This window comes from Candidatus Eisenbacteria bacterium (genome assembly GCA_026388185.1).
Taxonomy (GTDB): domain Bacteria; phylum Eisenbacteria; class RBG-16-71-46; order JAFGJU01; family JAFGJU01; genus JAPLKG01.
The window spans coordinates 111,817-131,164 of record JAPLKG010000010.1; the positions used below are offsets into that span (position 1 = coordinate 111,817).

The 19,348-nt window shown below is 53.6% G+C and carries 16 protein-coding genes and 1 pseudogene; 14 read left to right on the plus strand and 3 right to left on the minus strand.

Features of this window, described 5'->3' with window-relative positions:
* Positions 1–309: 309 nt before the first annotated feature.
* The 3 genes from NTX17_05620 to NTX17_05630 all read left to right on the plus strand — a co-directional run bounded on the left by NTX17_05620 (position 310) and on the right by NTX17_05630 (position 3,004).
* Positions 310–1,074, plus strand: coding sequence for an AraC family transcriptional regulator (locus NTX17_05620; GenBank protein MCX5800850.1), 765 nt, complete (start codon positions 310–312; stop codon positions 1,072–1,074).
* Entirely contained in the window at positions 1,067–1,207 is a 141-nt protein-coding gene (locus NTX17_05625) for a hypothetical protein (GenBank protein MCX5800851.1), read from the plus strand. The genes NTX17_05620 and NTX17_05625 overlap by 8 nt, the downstream gene beginning before the upstream one ends.
* A 213-nt stretch (positions 1,208–1,420) precedes the next feature.
* A complete protein-coding gene (locus NTX17_05630) occupies positions 1,421–3,004 on the plus strand; it encodes a diguanylate cyclase (protein MCX5800852.1) in 1,584 nt (527 codons plus the stop codon).
* Positions 3,005–3,141: 137 nt separating this feature from the next.
* Here NTX17_05630 and NTX17_05635 read toward each other — a convergent pair whose 3' ends face one another.
* Positions 3,142–5,151, minus strand: a complete 2,010-nt coding sequence (locus NTX17_05635; protein MCX5800853.1) for an ATP-binding protein — start codon at positions 5,149–5,151, stop codon at positions 3,142–3,144.
* A 389-nt stretch (positions 5,152–5,540) separates the two neighbouring features.
* On the opposite strand from NTX17_05635, the gene NTX17_05640 reads away from it, so the two are divergent.
* From NTX17_05640 to NTX17_05670, 7 genes and pseudogenes are all read left to right on the plus strand, one after another.
* The gene (locus NTX17_05640) at positions 5,541–6,749 is read left to right on the plus strand and encodes a putative glycoside hydrolase (protein MCX5800854.1); all 1,209 of its coding nucleotides are present in this window, start codon (positions 5,541–5,543) and stop codon (positions 6,747–6,749) included.
* A gap of 179 nt (positions 6,750–6,928) precedes the next feature.
* Positions 6,929–7,864, plus strand: coding sequence for a hypothetical protein (locus NTX17_05645; protein ID MCX5800855.1), 936 nt, complete (start codon positions 6,929–6,931; stop codon positions 7,862–7,864).
* 355 nt (positions 7,865–8,219) lie between these two features.
* Positions 8,220–8,681 carry a hypothetical protein gene (locus tag NTX17_05650; protein ID MCX5800856.1) on the plus strand — a complete coding sequence of 154 codons (462 nt, stop codon included), beginning with the start codon at positions 8,220–8,222 and terminating at the stop codon, positions 8,679–8,681.
* Positions 8,682–9,097: 416 nt separating this feature from the next.
* Positions 9,098–9,916: a CPBP family intramembrane metalloprotease gene (locus tag NTX17_05655; protein ID MCX5800857.1), complete on the plus strand. Its 819-nt coding sequence runs from the start codon at positions 9,098–9,100 to the stop codon at positions 9,914–9,916.
* A gap of 135 nt (positions 9,917–10,051) precedes the next feature.
* The gene (locus NTX17_05660; GenBank protein MCX5800858.1) at positions 10,052–10,411 is read left to right on the plus strand and encodes a hypothetical protein; all 360 of its coding nucleotides are present in this window, start codon (positions 10,052–10,054) and stop codon (positions 10,409–10,411) included.
* A gap of 263 nt (positions 10,412–10,674) precedes the next feature.
* A complete protein-coding gene (locus tag NTX17_05665; protein ID MCX5800859.1) occupies positions 10,675–11,367 on the plus strand; it encodes a hypothetical protein in 693 nt (230 codons plus the stop codon).
* A gap of 252 nt (positions 11,368–11,619) precedes the next feature.
* A pseudogene (locus tag NTX17_05670) lies at positions 11,620–12,006 on the plus strand (nitroreductase family protein).
* An 81-nt stretch (positions 12,007–12,087) separates the two neighbouring features.
* On the opposite strand, the gene NTX17_05675 reads toward NTX17_05670, so the two are convergent.
* Positions 12,088–13,323, minus strand: coding sequence for an ATP-binding protein (locus NTX17_05675; protein MCX5800860.1), 1,236 nt, complete (start codon positions 13,321–13,323; stop codon positions 12,088–12,090).
* Positions 13,324–13,712: 389 nt separating this feature from the next.
* On the opposite strand from NTX17_05675, the gene NTX17_05680 reads away from it, so the two are divergent.
* The 4 genes from NTX17_05680 (at position 13,713) to NTX17_05695 (ending at position 16,620) form a co-directional block, all read left to right on the plus strand.
* Positions 13,713–14,672, plus strand: coding sequence for a replication protein (locus NTX17_05680; protein MCX5800861.1), 960 nt, complete (start codon positions 13,713–13,715; stop codon positions 14,670–14,672).
* 118 nt (positions 14,673–14,790) lie between these two features.
* A complete protein-coding gene (locus tag NTX17_05685; GenBank protein MCX5800862.1) occupies positions 14,791–15,429 on the plus strand; it encodes a ParB N-terminal domain-containing protein in 639 nt (212 codons plus the stop codon).
* Positions 15,430–15,455: 26 nt separating this feature from the next.
* Positions 15,456–16,070 (plus strand): DNA methyltransferase, encoded by a 615-nt coding sequence (locus tag NTX17_05690; protein ID MCX5800863.1) that lies wholly within the window; start codon positions 15,456–15,458, stop codon positions 16,068–16,070.
* The gene (locus NTX17_05695; GenBank protein ID MCX5800864.1) at positions 16,042–16,620 is read left to right on the plus strand and encodes a hypothetical protein; all 579 of its coding nucleotides are present in this window, start codon (positions 16,042–16,044) and stop codon (positions 16,618–16,620) included. The genes NTX17_05690 and NTX17_05695 overlap by 29 nt, the downstream gene beginning before the upstream one ends.
* 132 nt (positions 16,621–16,752) lie before the next feature.
* On the opposite strand, the gene NTX17_05700 is transcribed toward NTX17_05695, so the two are convergent.
* Positions 16,753–19,348, minus strand: a 2,596-nt coding sequence (locus NTX17_05700; GenBank protein ID MCX5800865.1) for a T9SS type A sorting domain-containing protein, incomplete at its 5' end; no start/stop codon positions are given.

Genomic DNA, 19,348 nt, shown 5'->3' on the forward strand with positions numbered 1-19,348 from the left:
ATCGCTAACCGCTTTATTATAACACAGATATCTAGTCACTTGATTACACTACTTAGAACTGTACGCCGGTCGATTTCTCTTGCCTAAGAACTGCCTCTCTGGTTCACTGACCGTAGCGCGATTCCATTCAAAACCGTCGGGCCATTGCCGACCTACGATTGATCGAACATCCCACTGCTAGCACATCGCACACAACTAATTGGCCGACATGACCTGAAAACGGAGAGAAAAATCATTCTGAGCGTTCCCATTGGCTTCGCACGAATTGAGTGCAAGCAAACTGCATACGCATAGTCCGGGAGGAACACTATGGGAACGAGCCCAGGGGCTTCAGTTGTAGGGCTCAAGCGCGTTTGTCTCGTGGGTCAGGAGGCTGCCACGGTTACAGCGCTGGGTAGGCTCCTGGGACGAGATTACTATTTGACTGTTAAAGAATCGATCGGCGATTTCCTCTCCACCCTGGACCCAAAGGTGCGATCTGATGGACTAGTGTTGGGCGCTCAGTGTTCCAATCTTGAGAGGATGAGGTTGGCTGACGCCCTCGAGTCTGAACAGTTGCACTTGTTCGTTTTTGTCTTCGCTTCACCCGACCGAATTTTTGTTCCCGACCCGCTCAGCAGACTCAAAGTTCAAGGATTCTTCAGAAAACCAAGAGAAATCTTGAAGCTGGCCGAGGCTCTTCGCCGGGTGCTGGGTCCTGCCCGCGAAGGACAGGGCGTTCCCGTCAATGATGCAAGAAGTGGGATGGTCGCCGGCGCAATCGAGTACATTGAGAAAAATCTTGTTAACATCAAGCATTCTACCGACGTGAACAGGCATCTTGGAGTTAGTCGAGAACATCTGTCACGAGAATTCACTAAGTACACGGGTCGCACTTTGTGGGATTTCATCAACCTTTGCAGAGTTGAAAGGGCAAGAGAGTTACTGCAAGGGGACCGGCTCTTGGTGAAGCAAGTATTCAGTGAGGCCGGTTTCAATTGCAGATCGAGTTTTTTCAGAGCTTTTCTGAAACACACGGGGCTAGCACCTGGACATTACAGGCAGTTACTGCCGGAGAGACAAGGGCATGGATAGGAGCGTCGGCACTTTCATCCTGACCGGCCCCATGCTTGAGCCCCGTCAGGTGCAGAATTCCTCGAGAGCTTTGAATGGGATGGTAGCCCCCTTCAGCGAGCTCGAGGCTGATGTCGAGGCGACGAAAAAGTAAACGCTCAGTCAACGTGCTACCGTCAGGAGGTTCCGAACCTTGCCATGGAACAGACACTCAAAGAGCAATCCGGGGTAGGGCGCGACGAACCGGTTTTCACAAGCACGAAACGGTTACTTAGTCGTCGGAGCAGCAAATGCTCCCGTCGTGATGTGATATGCGCCCTGATCAGTAACAGGCTTAGGGGCACCCCCGAACCTGGGGAGTAGAGCCATGTCACACAAAAGAGAATCTCAAAGCAGAACAGAGAATACTCCATTAAAGGCGCCTGGCCGTTCCGAAAGCCGCGCCAACCACCCTTCCGACACTGAAACGTTGCCGCAGGAGGATACGACGAAGCGCGAGCGGACAGAAGACGCGTTAAGGGCATCCGAAGCTCGTTACCGTCGAGTATTCGAGACAGCCAAAGACGGCATACTCCTTCTGGATGCGAGAACAGGAGTGATAATCGACGTCAATCCATTCCTGGAAGACATGCTGGGGTTTCCTCGCGTCGAGTTGATGGGCAAGACACTCTGGGAAATCGGCTCCTTCAGAGATATCTCCGCCAGCCAGAGAGCGTTCCAGGAACTGCAGCGCAAGGAGTATATCCGCTACGAAAATCTACCGCTGCAAACCAGAGCAGGAGAGCAAAGGCAAGTCGAGTTTGTAAGCAACGTCTACTCGGCGAACGGCACGCGGGTGATTCAATGCAACATTCGCGAGATCACAGAACGCAAGCGCGCCGAGGCTGCCATGCTGGATGCCAATGAGGAATTGTCGGCATTAGTGACGGAATTGAAGGGACGTGACCGTCACATGCAACTGATCGGTCGCATGAATGATATGCTTCAGAGCTGCACCTCACAGGATGAGGCCTATAAAGTGATTGGCCTGATCATGGGTGATCTTTTCCCGGGGTACAACGGCTGTCTGGCGACCTTCCATGCCGAGGATCAGTGTCTTGAGACGGTGGCGAACTGGGGCGTTGAAGCGCCGATGCAGCTCACTTTCTCATTGGAAGACTGTTGGGCGATGCGGAGTGGTCGACCACATGAGGTTCTCGATCCGCAGACCGGCATGGTCTGCAATCATTTCATCCGTCCGCCGAAGACAAACTACGTGTGCGTACCCTTGACGGTGCAGGGCGAAACGCAGGGATTGTTGTGTTTCACCAACGGCACCGTGCGTCCCGGTGAAAAGCAGGTCAGCCAGCAACAACTGGCCGTGGCGGTGGGTGAAGCGGCCAAGCTGTCCTTGTCCAACGTGCGATTGCGGGAGAGACTGCGCGAGCAGGTTATCCATGATCCGCTGACGGGGCTCTTCACCCGGCGCTATCTGGAAGAGAGTCTTGGGCGAGAGCTGCATCGTGCGCACCGTGGAAATGCCCCACTGTGCGTCGCGATGCTAGACCTCGATCACTTTAAACAGCTCAACGACACTTTTGGGCACGAGTCCGGCGATTTTGTGTTGCACGAGTTTGGGCAGATGCTGCTTGCGAAGGTACGCAAGAGCGATCTCGCGTGCCGGTATGGTGGCGAGGAGTTTGTGATTGTTCTGCCCGATTCTTCGCTGGCGGACACCTGGCAGCGCGTCGAACAGTTCCGGGTGCTGGTCAAGCAAATGGAGCTTCGGTACGGCGAGCAACGGCTCAGCGCGTTGACCATGTCGGCCGGCGTCGCGGCGTATGAACCCGGCGCCACCGTGCGTGAACTACTGCGCGCGGCCGACAACGCCTTGTATGCCGCGAAGCAGGCCGGGCGCGACCGCGTCGCTATGTACGAGGCGAGTGAGAGGGACCGTCTCGAATCGAGTTGAGACGAAGCTCGGGTTGGCGCGTACGTCTGCATCGGAGTGGACCCTGACGGTGTGGCCGATTGCGAGGCTGTGGAGTAGACAATCGCATGCCTGCTGAGTGTAGTGCGCGGCACCGCTCGCAGACACAGTATGTGATACTACGTATGTGAAGCTACGCTGAGTTCGCCCACGGCCTGCCCGTTATGCGTTTTCATCCCATTACGTTCCGGCTCAGGCCCGTCTGCAAGAGGAAGAGTAAAGTGGAAGCGGCTGCCTTTTCCACCGTTGTTCTCGGCCCAGATGCGGCCGCCCATTGCCTCCACCAGGCTCCTGCAAATTGTAAGCCCCAGTCCTGTACCCATCGGCTTGCCTGTAGTCTTCTCAGTCACCTGCTTGAACTTGTCGAACACCCTGTCCAGTTCCTCGGTTGCGATTCCAATGCCATTATCCGATATGGTGATGCGCAGGTAGGTTGGTTTCACTTCGCTCTGCACGCTGCCTCCGGCACTGTCCGCCACAGGGACTGAGATCACATCTATTCGGCCCCCTTGCTCGGTGAACTTGACGGAGTTGTTGAGCAGATTAACGAGAACCTGAACGAATCTGTTTTCGTCTGCAAGTACGTAGCCATCTTCTTGCGACGGACTGACGCTAATTTCGATGTCTCCCTTCTGTGCCCCCGGCCCTACACTCTGGATTGCAGTAGCTATTGCCCTATTCACGTTGACAGGCGTCAGCTTCATTTCTAGCTTGCCCGCTTCAATCTTCGAGAGATCCAGCAAATCATCAACCAGAGTTGCCAGTCTATCGCTCTGTTCCAGTATTATTCTCAAGAACGACTCTCGCTGTTCCTCTGAGAGGGAATCGTACTCAAGGAGAGTTTCGGCGTACGCCTTGACGGCGGTCAGCGGAGTCCTGAGCTCGTGTGACACATTGGACACAAAGTCCGATTTCATCCCGTCCAGCCTCATGAGTTTCTGATTTGCGCTTTCCAGCGCCGCATTTGAGCGGCTGAGAGCTTGCCCGACTTTATTGCGCTCCAGCTCCTTCTTGTCTCTGTGCAGTCTGGCATCGAGGACCGGGGCAATGGTCTTCCCAAGCGTCTCCAGCAACTGGACGTCGCTATCGCTATATTCAGTCTTCTTATTTGCAACCTTTATGAGCCCGATGACTTCTCCATGATGAACGATTGGCAGAGCGATGTGCCTCGTGATCTTGATGTGACCTTCTGGAGTTGTGACGGATGGCTGGTTTGAAAAGACAGTTTTCTTCTTCGCTATTGCTTGTGCCCAGGTGCTGTTTCCCCAGCTTTCTCGGGGAAATACAACACGTTTGTCGCGAACATTGCATTTATCCCAAACGCCTCGGGTCAAAGATGGGACAACAAGTGTTCCGTCTTCTAAGTAGCCGAAGGTCCCGTATTCGCTTTGCATGGCTTCCAACAGGATGTCCAGCACTTCTCCGTACATTTGCTCGTCAGGCACGGTAAGAAACACGTTGACAATCCGATTTCTTAGGGCCAGCTCCCGTTGCGACTTCTCGACCATCTCGTACGCGTGCTTGCGCTCGGTGGTGTCACGAAAAAAGCCCGCTAGATATGTCTTCTCAGCAATCTTGATGGTTGTTGCGCTAACATCAACATAAAGAACGCTGCCGTCTTTTCTCTTCATGGGCAAGTCCCGAGACAATGTGAATTCTCTCTTTACCAGCCTTTCAAATTGATCGACAACATAAGGAAGATCTTTTTCGGGATGTATATCCATGACCCCTATGCTCTTGATTTCCTCCGAGCTGTAGCCAAGCATGCGGCACATGGCCTTATTACCCAGGTGGAATTTCTTGCTTTCCATGTCGGCTAGCAATATTCCATCCGCTGCTTCATCAAAAATAACTCTGAATTCTTCTTCCTTCGCCCGCAACAAGCCATCCAGCCGCTTGCGCTTCGAAATAGCGAATTGCAGACCGATGCCTAATCCCACAAGCAAGGCGATCCCTGACGAACGCAACAAGATTTCCATCGGCTCTTGAGTGAACAGCTGCTGGGTGAGATTGCCTTCATGATATACTTGAGCATGTAGGATGCAATCTGCAATCCAGTTGAGCGCGCCAAGACCGACTGCGACTAGTACCACCCATGTTCGTTTCCATCTCGTGATACGGCGTATCATACGGCCCTCCAGACCATACAGTCTGATCAAATAGGCGTCCTCGCCATTGCATCGTTGCTCGTGACCGGCACCCTATAACCAAGCTCTCCCTTGGTAGTTCCGGCTGTGCCTTTCACCGGCGCCGCGCATTTCATTTCCTGTACCTTCCCTGGTCTCGGCTGTTGAAATTGAGTTAAAGCTGAATGATGTTGGGGCAGATACACTATTGTGGGCCAATCATTGGTTGCATCTTTCTTATCGACAATTTGACCGGAATACTTCACACAATCATGGAGAAAATCGAGGAATTATGCGCGCCAAGGTGCGTTCTCCGGCGACGGCAAACCTGCCATTCACGACCGATGGCACAGTTTGTGCTTCTCACAAGGTGGAAAACGACAGGTTGGAAAATGAGAGTCGTCATGCTCACGAAGCGGTCCACGCTCACAATTCTTGCCCTGCTTCTAGCACCTTTCGTACTGGTTGGGTGTGGCAGTGACAAGACAACTAGCCCGATTAGAGATCTTGCGACGGCTCCCGAGAATGTCAGATATTCACGGGGATTCTTCATTCCGGCGTACTTTGTCCTGGATCAACAGAACAAAATCGAACTGAACCAGAAATTCGACTTCATTATTGCCCCGCGCCTGGAAGATGCTTCAGGAATAAATTCTGGAAGCATTGTGATTAAGACAGGAGTTGCCGGCAGTACCTCAAACAATGAAAGTTACTTGGATGAGTGGTCTGAAATAGATAAGCATGAAGATTGGTTCATGCATTCTTCCTCAACTTCCTCTCCCGAGAACAGAATTTCGCTCGCCCCAAATTATCCTAATCTGTTCTGGATGGATATCGGTTCAAGAGGCTGGAAGAATTTTGTCGTATCAAAATACAAGGAAGTAGTTGAAGATAATCCAACAATTGATGGAGTATTTGTTGATGGGCCACCAGATCCATCTGAGTATATTGGAACTCTGGGCTCGGCTCATCCTACCTATTCTGCTTCTGAATACGAGGCAAAGGCCGTAGAAATACTTTTGGCCATAAGATCTGCAATTGGTTCAAACAAGATAATGGTTTCAAATTCAAATCTCTGCAAGTCGTTTACTGCTGTAGCAGACGGAAACATGAATGAAGGCTTTGTTCACTTTGGGGGCTGGCCAAACAGTAGGCAAGAGTCAAAAGCAGAATGGCTTTCAGAAGTAAATGCAATTGCCGACACTGATTTCAATGGAAAATATCTTCTAATCGGCAGCGGCTCTAAAGAGGAAACACTGTCTTCGATGGTTGAATATTGCTACGCCTCTTTCTTGGTCGGATATAATGCAAGTTCTCATGCCTACTTTTACTGGCATTCCAATGCTGAAGGCTGTTATGGTACGTTGTTTTGGTCTGATTTATGGGAGATGACGATTGGAGAACCGCTGGGCGATCGTCTGGAGTCAGACGGTACATATAGACGCAATTTAACTCAAGGAGTAGTGCTGGCCAATCCGAATGATGTTGGAGAACCAATAACTGTCAGTTTGGATGCGTCCTATCTGAACTCAGTCGGCGATACTGTTACGAGCGTGACTCTGCCCAACAAGAGTGGCGCTGTTCTCAAGAAACTGGACTAGCCATACTGGACTGACTAAGCAGAGAATGCTATTGTGCGGAAGGGAATGCGCTCGAAAGGTGCTTGTCTGGAAAGGGCATAAGATGTAGTTAGGCTCGCTTCGCAACGGGTGCGGCAAGAGAGCTCAGCCAGATAGAAATCGCCCCCAAACATATGACAGGAGGTCACGTTACGAGAACAATGATAGCGACGGTCGGCGCGCTGGTCATCTTGCTAGTTTCCATCTCCTTTGCAGAAGCCCAGAAGAACGAGGCGGAGTTGAAGGATGGCTTCTTGGAAAAGGACTACACAGCCAGTTTCTCGCTCGCTGATAAGGTAGAGTTTGAATTCTCAAAGCGATGGTTGAGTATTCAAATCACTAAAATACCCAATGGCTATATCCGACTGTACGGCGTCGGTGATGACAAAGGCGAATTTCAGATGGGACAGAAAGGAGGCCTTGTTCAGCTCAGACTGGTTAGTAAGGCAGACAATCTTGTCACCGTTGGCATCAAAGTGGGGGACGGAAACTTGGCCGCTTCGCAAAAAATGCACAAGAGGTTTCAAGAGATACTTAAGGTTTTTTCGAAACCCGCAGGTGAACAAGCACAATCCGAAAACAAGCTGATGGATGGCAAGGTTTTGGGAAGAATTATCGCTGAGCCGGGAGACCTGTACGACCAGCAGAATTCACCAAAATGCTCATTGACGTCAATCCGGGTTTCCGAACTGCCCAGCAAGTTTTCCTCCGAGATACAGAATCTTATCAATTGGCCCAAGAACTACGAACCACCAAAGCCGTGTCCTTACAGCGAGGATGAGAAAGAGAGAATCGTAGCCGACGGCATGTTCTACACAAAGGTACCATCGTCCGCTGGTGAAGGCGGCGGCTTCCGGTGTGTTGGGAAGTTCTTGGTCTCCAAATGTCTCAGCCCAGTGGACGGTATATGGGACGGGAAGAAGGACGGAGCTATCCACACAATCATTGGCAGGCTCACGATGTTTGACTACGAATTCCAGTCGGACAAGGCAAATCCGCTCATTTTCAAACTTACGAAGACTGGCTATCTGTATGTCCAAGGCACAGGCACAACAATCGATCTCAAAACCGGCCAGAAGTACACATACCCCAAGTGAATAAATGTTTGCGGCCAACAACTGCGTGGAGCGGACGTGAACAAACTGCGCTCCTCACGCAGAGCGTTGGGCTCACGAGTTCATCGAGAAGCACGTGGGGCCGCGTGATCGCGTGGGAAACAAGGGAGGGACGCTCGGGAATAGGCTGAGGGCTGTGATGGCGGGAAAGAAGTAGCGCGCTGAGTAAGGACCGTCTGTGGTAGACGGCCTTGCTCTTTCCTGTTCTGTGCGCAATCAAGGTTGACAGGCAAGCATCTCGCAGCTATCCTCGCTCTGTCAGATTAAGCGCAGAGTGTTGGGAGGAACGGCATAAGTCTTAGTTAGATTGCCGAGGCATGGCGGGGTTTAAAGGAAAATGTCCAACATCATCTTGATACCACTGATATTGGTCCTTTGCCTTGCCTTAGTGTGTCCGGACGCGAGAGCGGATGGGGCGAGTTATGCTACTGTGAACTATGTCGTGGCCGGCCTGCTGTTCGTTGACGTTGGAGCTTCCATAGCTAATGGTCTTGCGCTGACAGCGGGTAGACCCAATCGATTGAATGGTTATTTTGGCGTCGCCGCGGGCGTTATATCATTGGGTCTTGTGGCAGCAAACTACGCCATGACCAACGATAAAGAACTTCGGGACAGTTTTGCAATAGTGTTCGGGACGGCGGGCACGGCGTCACTTGTACTTGGAGCAATGAATGTCCGCCGGTCTCCACCAACTCGCGAAGGGGCGGTGGGAATATCTGGAGTTCACCTTTTCCCATACCTGACCGTGGAAAGGGATCGACGGTGTGGAATGGGGGTCGGTGCCCAGATCACGTTTTAAATGTCGTGCAATCTAACGCGCGGATACAGCTGACGACTGCGGCTGGTGCACAGCCGGTCGGCCTACGCCTACACCGACAAGCACGTGGGGCCACGAGAGCGACTCGCCAAGAGGGACGGGACGCTTGAGAACAGGCTGAGAGCTGTGATGGCGGAGAAGAGGTAGTACGCTGAGTGAGGGCCGTTCTGATGGACAGCCTTGCTCTTTCTTATTCTGTGCGCACCCAGGGATTGGCATGCAGGTCATTCACGGCTATTCTCAGTGTGGCTGATTAAGTAGAGAGTGCAATCTGGAAAAGAAGACGTTCTAAAGGCACTTATGCGGAAACGGCAAGAGCCGTGGTTGGGCGGCTCAGACAAGTGGTTTGCCAACATATAAGGAGGTTCTTTACGAAACATCGTGAAATTGGGTCCATCGTGGCTTTTGTGGTTATCGCCTATGCCATTTCGTGGGCGATTTGGCTGACAGGCATACTATCAATTGATGGACTGACCAGTATTGAAGACGAAAGATTCGCGGGATTTCTCTTGGCAGGCAGTTTCGGCCCAACCGTAGCTGCGCTGGTGATGGCTGGCTTTACTGCCGGGCGCTCGTCTATTGTCAGCCTGCTAAAGCGCCTAATTCTCGTAAGGGTAAATTGGCGAGTTTATGTCGTTACCCTCTTTCTGATGCCAGTTATCGGGCTGGTATTCTATCTTGTTCTGGGTATTTCAGCCAAAATCGCTCTATGGAAAATCGCTACTACCATGGTCGCACTAGTACCATTGAATGCACTCTTGGGTGGAGTCATTTTCGGATTTGGTCCGCTGGGCGAAGAGATGGGTTGGCGTGGTTTTCTTCAATCTCATTTGCAAGGCCGCGTAAACTCAGTTACCACAGCAATCATAGTCGGCCTCGTTTGGGCTTTCTGGCATCTTCCAGCATTCAGGTTTGCAGATTTCCGCAACGGATTGGACTGGTCGCAATTCGTCGTGCTATATCCGATATCCACGATTCTTCTCGCATTTATCATGGGTCACCTGTGGCGATGGAGCAATGGCAGTTTGTTCATAGCGATATTCTTCCATGCCGTACTGAATACGACGGCAGTAAATCTCACGCGCGACAACTGGTGGGATTTCGGAGATCTGACCGCCGTGCAAATCTACCTTAGCATTCTGGCAATATTCGCGCTGACGGCCTGCGCAACCGAGCTATTGTCACGAACAGTGCTTCGACAATCAGAACCAGAATGACCACAGCGAGAAAATTCGTGGCTACCGAGTCGGACCCTCAGCGACTGAAGCCACAGTCGGATATTCCATTATCAAAGTGACCGCTACAATCGTGCCAAGGTCAAGCTAGACGCAGTCGAGGCTGAAGCGAAGGCGATGGTTCAGAAGGTCGAAGCCCTCATGGCCGAGGTTAAGCAAGCCTACCACGAGGCGCTGGCGCCGTACCGCAAAGCCTGTCGGAAGGCCGGAGTTGAGTGCGAGTTTGAAGGTGGGCGCTCAACCAACGTGAGCCCGAAGGTGAGCTTCATCGTCGAGAAGGCGGGCAAGGGCATCCGCGTGATGGTGAAGGGGAAGCCTGAGAGCGAGGAGCTGATCTCGCTTGCCGCGCTCAAGGCGAGCGTGAACAAGGCAGCCTACACCTACACCGAGAAGCACGTAGGGCCACGAGAACGCGTTGGTAACAAGGGAGGCACGCTCGGGAACAGGCTGAGAGCTGTGATGGCAGGGAAGGAGTAGCAAGCTGAGTAAGGACCGTCTGCGATAGGCGGCCTTGCTCCTTCGTGTTTTGTGCGCATTGACAGGCGAGCTATTCGTGACTATCCTTGCTGCGGTTGATTAGCAGAGCGTGTTATCATGCCGACCTAGGACCGCAGGATTGTCGTCAAGAGTCCTGATGAGGATAGTCCGAGGCGCGTTGGCAACGAGCGCTCTTTAGAAGGGACGCAAGCCTTAGCTGGGAGGGTGTTCGTCTTCTCCGCCAACCTTGTGAGGTTATTGTCTTGAAGATTCTAAGAGTGTTCTTGATATTGGCATTTTGTGTCGAGCTTTTCGGCTGCAGTTGCGATACCGGTATCTCTCCCACACAGGTCGTGGTTTTGGGGAATGTTTACAGACACGGTGGGGGTGGTATTCAGATCTGTCTCTCCCATCTTGGTCGGCCAATTTCTGATGCAGATGTTTCAGTCAACGGCCACCGCCTTATTGAATTGCCGACAGAGGGAACATACCTTATCACTCGGACGTCTATGCCCATTGAGTCGGGCGTCACCTACGAACTCACGGTGAAGCTCGGAAAGAATTCCATCACTGGCACGGCCGTGTTGTGTGACAGCTTTAGTTGCCTTGAACCACAGCTGGACTCCCACCACCTGCAGGGTGAGCCCTTGGTTGCAACGTGGACACGTAGTGGGACCGACTACAGCTACGTCCTGATGATAGAAGAGTGGCATCCCGAATTTGTGAGACGTACCCATGCTTCCCCGATTGTTGAGGACACAGTCTACACGATCCCTGGTGAGGCGTTTGACGGATCGGGGTACTATTCCATTAAGATCTTTTCCTTCGAGAATGGCGTAGCGTATAACTGCGACATTCTGGCATTCAAAAACAATAACCTTACTGGAGGTGCGCTTGGGTTCTTCGGCAGCTGGCGACTGGCTGAAACGATGGTTTGGATCGACGACTCGGGATAACAAGGAGGCGTATGGTAGGTGAGCACCGTCTATGATAGACGGCCTTGCTCTTTCTTGTTCTGTGCGGATTCAGAGGTTGGCAGGCAAGCGACTCACAGCTACGCTCTCTGTGGCTGATTAGGCAGAAAGTGTTGGGCGGAAACGACCGCACTCTAAGGGCACTTATGTGGAAACGGAATAAGCCGTAATTCGGCAGGCCATTGCGATGGATGTTCGTCGGTGTGCGGCCACCTGGAGAAGGAGTCAGCAGGGATGAACCAAGTCATGGAGGTGCTCCTCAACCGCAAGTCAGTTCGTGCGTACGAAGACAGGCCGGTCCCCGAGGAGGCAAGGGCTGCGATTCTGCGCGCGGCAATGCGGGCTCCCACGGCCGGGAACATGATGCTCTACTCGATCGTCAACGTCACAGATCAAAGCGCCAAGGACACGCTCGCTCAGACGTGTGACCATCAACCCTTCATCGCCAAAGCGCCACTCGTCCTCTTGTTCCTGGCCGACTATCAAAGGTGGTTTGACTACTTCATCGTGTCGGGCGTCGAGCAGCTTTGTGAGCAAAGAGGGGAGGCTCTGCGGAAGCCGGAAGAGGGTGACCTGCTGTTGGCCTGCTGTGATGCTCTGATAGCCGCACATACGGCCGTCATCAGGTAGGATTTGAATCTACAACCCTCCGGTTAACAGCCGGATATTCTCTGCTCCTAGTCCGGCGAGTCCCGGAACGCGTCAGACCGGCAGCCCGAGCAAGAAGTTCGCGGCATCGATCACATGAACGTCGCCGGCCATCCCGGGTCGCTCGCAATGCAGGACGACCTGGAACCGGCGACGGACTTTGAGGCGTTCAGCGAAGTATTCCATGGCTGGGGCTGGAGACGTCTCAGAGAGCTTCGCCTCGATCAAAACCCAGGGCTTCCGTTCCAATGTAAGCAAGAAGTCCACCTCGCGCTTCTCTTTATCTCTGAGGTAGTAGAGTTCTAACGGCGGAAGTCCCCAGTCCTGCGTAAAGTGGCACCACTTGAGAAGGTGGCTCGCCACAAGGTTCTCAAAGCGAGCTCCCTCGCTCCCCACTTCGGACCAGTCCCAAAGATAGAGCTTTGGTTCCTTACGAAGGGAGCGCGCCATGCGGCCTGCAAACGGTCGAACCAGATATAAGAAGTAGAGCCGCTGGAGGTGGTCCGTCCACTGGCGGACCGATTCCGTTGCAACCTGCAAATCCTCGCGAAGCGCGTTGTAAGACAACACCCCCGCCGCACGCAATACAAGGAGTTCGATCAACTCCTCCACGTGAGAGAGCATCCGGATGCGCGTCAGGTCGCGCAGGTCTTCCTTCACTATCAAGGCACGGCGTTCCCGCAGCCATTGGCGATGATGTCGCTCATTCCTTTCAAGGAATGGTTCCGGAAAGCCACCCCAGCGAAGCAAGGCCCGGAGCGCCCTCCGTGCTTCCGATGGCGCGGGCTCTGCCAACTTGAGGAGAGATGACATGGTCTTCTCAGGATACTCTTCGATCGAGCAGCCTTCGGGATCAATGACCTCCCTCAAGGATAGTGGATGCAGCCGGTATTGATGATAGCGTCCGAGCAGGCTGTCACCGCCTCGCTGATAGACATCAAGCCTTGCACTACCTGTGACCAGCAAGTCCACTCGGTCCCCGCGGGTATCCCAAAGCCCCTTGACGTAGGTTTTCCATCGCGGGTACTTGTGGATCTCATCGAGAACGACGAGAGGCCTCTCGGACGAACCTTTTGGTCGGTAAGCATCAAGGAATGTATAGGGTGCACTCACGAACTCGCGGCGCCACTGCAAGTCATCCCAGCTTCGATAGAGATCCTTGGACTTTCGCTTTTTGAGTAAGGCTCTGGCGAGAGTCGTCTTTCCTGCTTGGCGCGGTCCCACCACGAAGGCTATCTTCCGATGGGGAAAATGCTCAAGATCAAGAAGGTTTTCAAACGACCTCTTCATACGACTATTTTCTATCAAGATGGAGATTAGTCAAGACAAATTTCCATGTCACTGGAAATCAGTCGGGATGCACTCTCGAGATGAAAAAGATGGCTCCGCGGGCTGGTATCACAGAGCGCGGTGTTGTGGGATACGGTCCGTCTGCGCGTGAGACGCGTTGCGAAGGGCCACACCCGCATCACAATCCTTCCCGAACCGACACAAGAGCAGACTGCTGAGCACGTTGGGGTGCAGCCGCTCTGATGTTGCTTTGACCCGAAGAAGAATCTTCCGCCTGTTCCACTCAAACACCCTTAGCTTTTTCACTTCTTTCCATACCGTAAGAAATGAACTGTTCAGGTAGTGCGTAGACACCCCGAGACTTGCGTTCCGGGGGTTGGTTGTTCGAAGTGGGACGATTTCAGGACGAGGCACAAGCTCTGACAAATCAATGGTTCGAAGAGGACCGGCAAGCAGGGGAGAAGCTCACTGCAGAGCCGAGTGTCTCCAAGAACATCGACGATCTTACCGAGAAATTCACCAGGGTCCCGAACGGCATTCTGGATAAGGCGATGAGTTTTGGGTTCACGAGGTGTGAGTTGCTCGTTGTGCTGGCCGTCATCAGGCAGACATGCGGATGGAACAAGCCCGCAGATTGGTTGAGCTATTCACGAGTGGCGGAATTGACAGGGCTTGAGAAGAGAAACGTGCGGAGGATGATGCTCCGTCTCAAGAAGGGCAGGGTCTTGCGATGTGGAGAATACCAGCCTGCCGGGTACCCTCGACAGTGGAGTCTTGAGAAGAACACAGACGTATGGGACTACGAAGGACTGCGACGACTTCGCAAGAAAAGTGAGGCGAGTAGGAAGAAGCGTGTGCTGAGAGATGAAACTGAAGGGAGGGTTAAATCTACCCACAGGGGGAGGGTAAGAGTTACCCCGGGGGGTGAGGGTAGAAGTTACCCACCACAAAAGACAGAACTAAATACAGAACTAAAGACAGAATTAAAGACATTGCGCGCAGCATTCGCTGCGCGCGCCTCCTCTTCTTCATCTTTGTCAAAACCAGAGGGAGAGAAAGGAGCAGGGTCTATATGGAGTCCCAAGGACCCCCCATCGGTAGAGAGACCGAGTCCAGTGATAGAGACCCAGATGGCTCCGTGTGATCAGGTTCGTATAGTCCAGCTCTGTGGTGAGCTTGAGGCAGGGGGGGTGAATTCGTATCCATGGGTTGGTGGGAAAAGGAGGAAAGGTGTTCTAGCCGCCCATATTATCAGAGTTCTTGAGAAGGCGGTGGTACAGAGACCCGGGGCAGCGGAGTTTGATGTCTTCGCAGAGAAAGTGTTCGGGGAGATTTGTTCCAGTGGGTGATTCAATTTGTAGTCGACCGAGGCGCGGGCGTTCCGAATCTCGCGGTGATGCCGTGAAGTGTGGCGGATTGAGAAGCGGAGACTGCCCGCGCCGTTGCTGGGGAAGAATGGGAGATAGGATGGACATGGACATTCGTGAAGTTGAGATTGAGAAGCTTGAACCTGCACCGTACAACCCGCGCGAGATTTCAGGCGAGGCTCTCGACGGGCTCGCACACAGCATCGGTGAGTTCGGTCTTGTGGAGCCCATTGTGTGGAACGAGAGGACCGGGCACGTCGTGGGAGGACATCAACGGCTCAGGGTCTTGCAGCGGGATGGAGCCAAGAGCACGAAGGTTGTCGTTGTGGACCTTGACCCCGAGCGCGAGAAGGCCTTGAACGTTGCCTTGAACAGCCGTCACATACAGGGCGATTGGACTCAAGGCCTGGGAGTGATTCTTCAGGAACTCAAGATAGAACTGCCAGAGCTCACGGCGGCGCTTAGACTCGATATTCTGGAGACTGACTTTCAGAAGCTCTTCCCGCCGGAAGGGTACGCCGGGTTGGTCGACCCAGACGCAATCCCCGAGGAGCCTGAGAGAACCGTCACGAGACTAGGCGACCTCTGGCAGCTCGGGAGACACCGATTGCTCTGCGGCGACTCCACAAACCGGGAGACGCTGAAGACGCTCATGGATGGAGCGAAGGCGGTGTTGGTTGCCACTGACCCGCCCTACGGCGTCGCCTACGACGGTAACCAGCACAGGAGGAGGGTGTAAGCCCCACGAAACACGGCGGTGGCATCGTGTATCGCCCGATTTTGAACGATGACCTCGAGGGAGAGAAGCTCTTGGAGTTCTTGACTGCGGCGTTCCAGGCTGCTGCTCAAGTCTCCACCCCTGATGCCTCCTGGTATGTGTGGCACGCGAGCGTCACGAGGGACATTTTCATAGAAGCCTTGAGAACAATCGACGTCGAAGTCCACCAGGAAATCATTTGGGTGAAGGAGAGCTTCCAGTTTGGCAGAGCAGACTACCACTGGCGACACGAGCCTTGCCTGTACGGCTGGGGACAGAAACACAGGTTCGTGGGCATGAGGAACCAGTCCACAGTCTGGGAAGTGACAAGGGAGACCGACCACAAGCATCCAACGCAGAAACCAGTTGAGCTTTTCGCAAGAGCGATGAGAAACAATGCGCTCTCACTGGAGCCATGCCTTGATTTGTTTGCGGGTTTCGGGACCGCCATAATTGCAGCTGAAGTGACAACGAGGGTCTGCTACGCGGTCGAGCTTGACCCGACCTACGTGGACATGACGGTAGTCAGATGGGAGCGATTCACTGGGCAGAAGGCTCTCTTGCTCAGGGAGGGCAATCTGATAGGAGGGGGCTATGAGCGCATCAGAGAAGCAGTTGCCTGACCAGGTTGCCCCCGGGGATGGAGACGTGAAGGCGGTTCGAAGACATCGCCCCATAAGAGGCCGGGTCTACTATGGGGAACGGCGCAAGAGAGTTGCAGAGCTTCGGACCATCGGTAACCTCACGTTTGAGCAGATAGGGGAGCGGATCTGTGCGTATGGGTTTGAGCCCATGACGGGGGAGCGTGCCTGGAGAGACTACCAGCTTTGCATGCAGGAGAACGCAAAGGCCCTGAACTCTGTTGAGCGGAAGAGTGAGATTGTGACGAAGCTTGAAGGGCTCTTCTCTCTTGCTATCATGGCGTACAAGGACGCGCAGAGGCAGAACAAGGACGGGGTGAAGATCCCCGACCCGTACGCGCAAGCGTTGTTGCTTCAGAGGGCCGTGGAGATCTTGGAGAGGTTGGCAGAGCTTTCTGGTTTCATCTCTCGCAAGGGTTTTGTGGTGACGCAGACGGTGAGCACGGAGCAGAAACAGATGTCGTTTGTTGATATTGTGCGGAAGTACAGGGCAGAACGTGGGCTGGCGCCGTTACCGCTTGAGGATAAATAGAGTGGTACGGAGCCTCCGGCAAGCTCCAATGTTGTGACCATTCTCTCCGTCCATATACGGTCTTTGCCCAATGACAGTAAGAGGGGCCGGCACTCAACCAGCCCCTCGCTCGTGTCTGGTTCGTAGGTCCAGTTACCTAAGCATCACCATCTTCCGCGTGGCCGCGAATTCGCCTGCTTTGATCGAGCAGAAATAGACGCCGGAAGGCAGTGCCACGCCGTCATCCCCCCGCCCATCCCAGAGCACGCTGTATACGCCGGACTCTCGCCAAGAATCGATGAGGGTGCGAACCGGGCGACCCACGATATCGTATATCCGCACCACGACTTTTCCAGGCTTCGCGAGCGAGAACTTGATCTCGGTCACAGGATTGAACGGATTGGGGTAGTTCTGCGCCATCGCGGTTACAAGCGGTACGCCCGTGAGCCCCTTGTCTATACCGACCACTCCCGTACAGGTGTGTCCCACGTGGCACCCAAAGATGGCCGAATCCAAACTATCAACCAGACCATCACAGTTGAAGTCAGATCTGCAAGCGCTTGTCGATATGTCAGAAGAGAGAATAGCCGCGTCAAGAGCGTCTACAGTGCCATCGGCGTTTAGGTCGGGCGACAACCATAGCCTCGTGTCGTCGAAGAGTGGGATTTGGAGACATGTAACCCTGGTCCTGATGGAACAGCACTGAGTTTGACCCCTTCTGTCCAAACCGATAGGGATAACTAGGGTTGCCTCACCCGAACGGTCGGTTGTAGCATAGACCTCTCGACAGAGCTTCATGTCACAACTCGAGTAGAAGGTCGCGACAACGGGAAGTAGACGCACAGGCCGGCCAAGCTCATCTCGGAGGACCATATGAATGCTGCTCGTCTCCGAAGAAACCGTTGGGCAGACAAACACCTTATCGTCGTTCACAAGATTCTCCCATTGCACGGTGCACTTGGGGGGATAAGGCCAGTACGGGTCAAATCCATGGCAAAGCCAATGGGGGGTGTAGTTGGCCCAACCCAACACGCTGGCATACCAGCCAGTCATGACGTTGTCGTTACCGCAGAGCGGGTAGCCCTGGGTAGCGTCGGTCCTGATCACGCAGTTGTCGTAGCCCTCTGTCAACGTCTGGTAGTCTGGACCACCAACCACGCTGACAGCATTGCTGACGACCGCGTATCTGACCGTCGGCCTCGAATCGTACTGCCTCTCAGCCTTCGCTTGGGGTGTAGAACCGGACACTCCGATCACGTTGAACGTCCTCAAACACCCGTTCGAACGAGCCACAAACAGCGTCGTGTCTGGCAACGCACCGCCCGCTACGCCTCTGATAGGCAAGCAGTAGGTGTAGTCACCAGTGTTCGTCGCATAGTTCTTGGCTACGTTCGTAACACCAAGCACGTTGTTGAGGAATGGCTTGCCCCAACTGGGATTGCCGTTCAGATTCCTCGCAACACAGTCACCGCTCATCCAGAAGAACCTGGGCCAGTCAACGCTAGAGTATGTAACCAGCCAGCTGTTGAGCATGTCAACGTCCTGCTGATACATACTGTAGTTGAGCTGCGTGCCTGCGTTCAACATGCAGTACGTGTAGGCCTGGAACTGTACGAGTGTAGCCCCAGGACCCCAGTTGTACTTGTCGGTCCCGGGTCCACCAATCTGGCCGGTGTTAGCTGCCCAACGAGCAATACCATTCCTCAAGTCACTCGTAGGACCCAGCTTGTTGAACATATCGTACTCGTAACCGTTGGCTGCCAAATGCCGACCGATCCTGGTAGAGTTCCTCTCGTCCCCGTTGCCTCTCTGACCAAAATGATCAGCAACTATCAAGCACGGATACTCCGGACCACCTTCACCGTCACTCCTCATCATCGGCAGAATCTCAAACTCCTCCGAAACTCCACCAGTCGTGTCAGGTAGCAAGAACCAGTAGCTCGATCCCGTGTAACGAGCCTTGAGGAAATATTCAACCCTCGCACCAGGCACAAACAAGTTGTTCGGAAGTATCTCCGTACCTTCCGCCAACCCATTTGTCGACCTGATAGCATCAGCCTCGTGGAACGCCGTCATCCAGGTCTCTGCAACCGTGAGTGTCGTCGCACCACCAGAGGCTGTCGCCCTGCCCGTGTCCATCCTCGCAGACTGCCATGCACCTGTAGTCGCTGTCGGGAACCACGTAGTGAAAAACGCATGCGTCGTGGGCTGCCATGGGCTTACCTCCGCCATACGGAAGGTAAGCCAAACCTCCATGTCATCCGCACCACCACGGCACACCATCGTGTCCCCAAAGATCGGAGGCTGAAGCGTGCTCAGATAGTTCGGAATTCTCGTGTCGGCTGTGCTCGTCGGGTTAAGCGTTCCGTCCTCAGCAAATTGATCCTGGAAATAATCCAGCTCTCTCATGCTGATGTACGGAGCAACGTCAGAACCGTACAGACCAAATGACACGTTGTCAAAATACGGCGTTACGTTGCACGTGTACGAACAATCACCATCACCCCACGGATCCTCATCGCAAAGGTTCACCACACCATACGCAATCTGAGCCTTGTCCGCTGTCGGCGGTATGTAAGTGGAAATATCAAAGGTCAACGGACGACACGTCGCCGTCTCTCCCGTGTAGTACACGTAACCGTCGCTCAACCACCCACTCCAACCACCAGACTCGCACGCAGGAGCATACCTGGCCTGATAGTAGAAGAAGATGTACATCACTATAGGCGAGTAACCAAACCTCTCGCAC

What these genes read in the sequence shown, in the direction of transcription:
- NTX17_05620 (MCX5800850.1), top strand. Translation starts at nt 310, where the DNA reads ATGGGAACGAGCCCAGGGGCTTCAGTTGTAGGGCTCAAGCGCGTTTGT.
- NTX17_05625 (MCX5800851.1), top strand. Translation starts at nt 1,067, where the DNA reads ATGGATAGGAGCGTCGGCACTTTCATCCTGACCGGCCCCATGCTTGAG.
- NTX17_05630 (MCX5800852.1), top strand. Translation starts at nt 1,421, where the DNA reads ATGTCACACAAAAGAGAATCTCAAAGCAGAACAGAGAATACTCCATTA.
- NTX17_05635 (MCX5800853.1), bottom strand. Translation starts at nt 5,151, where the DNA reads ATGATACGCCGTATCACGAGATGGAAACGAACATGGGTGGTACTAGTC.
- NTX17_05640 (MCX5800854.1), top strand. Translation starts at nt 5,541, where the DNA reads ATGAGAGTCGTCATGCTCACGAAGCGGTCCACGCTCACAATTCTTGCC.
- NTX17_05645 (MCX5800855.1), top strand. Translation starts at nt 6,929, where the DNA reads ATGATAGCGACGGTCGGCGCGCTGGTCATCTTGCTAGTTTCCATCTCC.
- NTX17_05650 (MCX5800856.1), top strand. Translation starts at nt 8,220, where the DNA reads ATGTCCAACATCATCTTGATACCACTGATATTGGTCCTTTGCCTTGCC.
- NTX17_05660 (MCX5800858.1), top strand. Translation starts at nt 10,052, where the DNA reads ATGGTTCAGAAGGTCGAAGCCCTCATGGCCGAGGTTAAGCAAGCCTAC.
- NTX17_05675 (MCX5800860.1), bottom strand. Translation starts at nt 13,323, where the DNA reads ATGAAGAGGTCGTTTGAAAACCTTCTTGATCTTGAGCATTTTCCCCAT.
- NTX17_05685 (MCX5800862.1), top strand. Translation starts at nt 14,791, where the DNA reads ATGGACATGGACATTCGTGAAGTTGAGATTGAGAAGCTTGAACCTGCA.
- NTX17_05695 (MCX5800864.1), top strand. Translation starts at nt 16,042, where the DNA reads ATGAGCGCATCAGAGAAGCAGTTGCCTGACCAGGTTGCCCCCGGGGAT.